We start from the raw sequence: 1,748 nt of genomic DNA, 5'->3' as shown, positions 1-1,748 counted from the left end.
CATCTTCGATAAAACGAATAGAGTTCATTTGATGGCTTGATTAATAACCTGATTATTACTAATTAGAGCTATTTTTTGGGAGAAAGACCCAATTTATATATTTAGGATTATTCTCTATCTGAAAAAGTGAAAATAACCAGCGAGCTTTCTGTATCATTTCGGACTTATTTTAATTAAATCATGGTGTTAACTATGAAGCTACGTTCGATTATTTCCGCCTGTGCGCTACTAAGTTGTAGCCAAGCCTTTGCTAGTGAGCCTGAAACAGTCACCTGTGAGTCCAACAAACCAGGAACCGCCATGGTTCAAGAAGATGAATTGTTTGTGGTCGTCAACGACGCACTCATTCGCAACTCAGACTACTGGCAAAACTTTCTGGATGGCAACATCCTACTCTGCACCACTCACGTGACAGACATGAGTGACCTGTTTGCTAAAAACAAATACTTCAATCAAGACATCAGCCGTTGGGACACCTCTCGTGTGACCAATATGGACCGCATGTTCTCCGGCGCCAAGCGCTTTGACCAAGACTTAACCCACTGGGACGTCAAGCGCGTCTCACGCCATATCGACTTCGCAAAAGGCAGTGGTCTGTCTGAAGATAGCCTTCCAACTTTTACACAATAACGTCTATTCAACCCTAGGAAAATACAATGAAAAGAACCATAACCTCACTTCTCGTGGGCGCCGCTGCGCTCGCTAGCCAAACCGCATTTGCTGTAGATATCTCAGTAAAATGCCCTGACCAACCTGTTAACTCCGTGATGCTTGAAAACGGGCAAGTCTATGTGGTGGTGGATAACACCCTAATAAAAAACGAGACGTTGCTCGATAAATTAGAGCAAGGCCACATAGGATTTTGCACAACACAGGTGACGGATATGAGTAGAGTTTTTTATGACCGAGTTTCTTTTAATACAGATATTAGTGATTGGGATACATCAAATGTGACGAACATGGCTTGGATGTTTAAAGGAGCTAAATCTTTTAACCAAGATATAGGTTATTGGGATACATCGAATGTCAGAGAAATGTACGAAATGTTTAAGTGGGCTAGTACATTCAATCAAGATATAGGTTATTGGGATACATCTAAAGTGACGAATATGAGCGGGATGTTCGGAGCCACAAAATTATTTAACCAAGATATAGGTCACTGGAACACATCAAATGTGAAGTATATGGATTATATGTTTTTTGGATCAGAAGCCTTTAATCAAAATATAGGTCATTGGGATACATCGAATGTGACGGCGATGAACAATATGTTTCAGCACACCGAAGCCTTTAATCAAAATATCGGTCATTGGGATACATCAAATGTGACGAATTTGAAATATATGTTCAGTCATGCAAGTGCCTTTAATCAAAATATCGGTGGGTGGGATATATCGAATGTGACAAGCATGGAAGGCCTGTTCCTAAGAGCACAAGCATTTAATCAAGATATAGGTGCTTGGGATACATCGAATGTGACGGATTTTAGTTCTATGTTTAGTGGTGCAAGCGCTTTTAACCAATATATCGGTACTTGGGACACATCCAGTGTGAAGGTTATGAAATATATGTTTGAAGATACGAAGGCCTTTAACCAAGATATTGGTGCCTGGGATACATCAAATGTGACGGATTTTGGTGCTATGTTTACAGATGCAAGCGCCTTTAACCAAGATATTGGTGCCTGGGATACATCAAATGTGACGAATTTTGGTTTTATGTTTAGTGGTGCAAGTGCCTTTAACCAA

The 1,748-nt window shown here is 40.4% G+C and carries 2 protein-coding genes; both read left to right on the top strand.

The genetic code is table 11. The annotated features are described in order from the left end of the window. The first annotated feature begins 192 nt into the window (after positions 1 to 192). Positions 193 to 630: a BspA family leucine-rich repeat surface protein gene (locus BCT81_RS17785; RefSeq protein ID WP_102425316.1), complete on the top strand. Its 438-nt coding sequence runs from the start codon at positions 193 to 195 to the stop codon at positions 628 to 630. Between the two features lie 26 nt (positions 631 to 656). Next, a partial coding sequence (locus BCT81_RS17780; RefSeq protein WP_102425315.1) for a BspA family leucine-rich repeat surface protein occupies positions 657 to 1,748 on the top strand: 1,092 nt, incomplete at its 3' end.

Source organism: Vibrio sp. 10N.261.52.A1, assembly GCF_002876325.1.
Classification (GTDB): Bacteria; Pseudomonadota; Gammaproteobacteria; order Enterobacterales; family Vibrionaceae; genus Vibrio; species Vibrio chagasii.
Note: the sequence above shows the minus strand (reverse complement) of the source record. Positions and strands in the feature narration are given on the sequence as shown.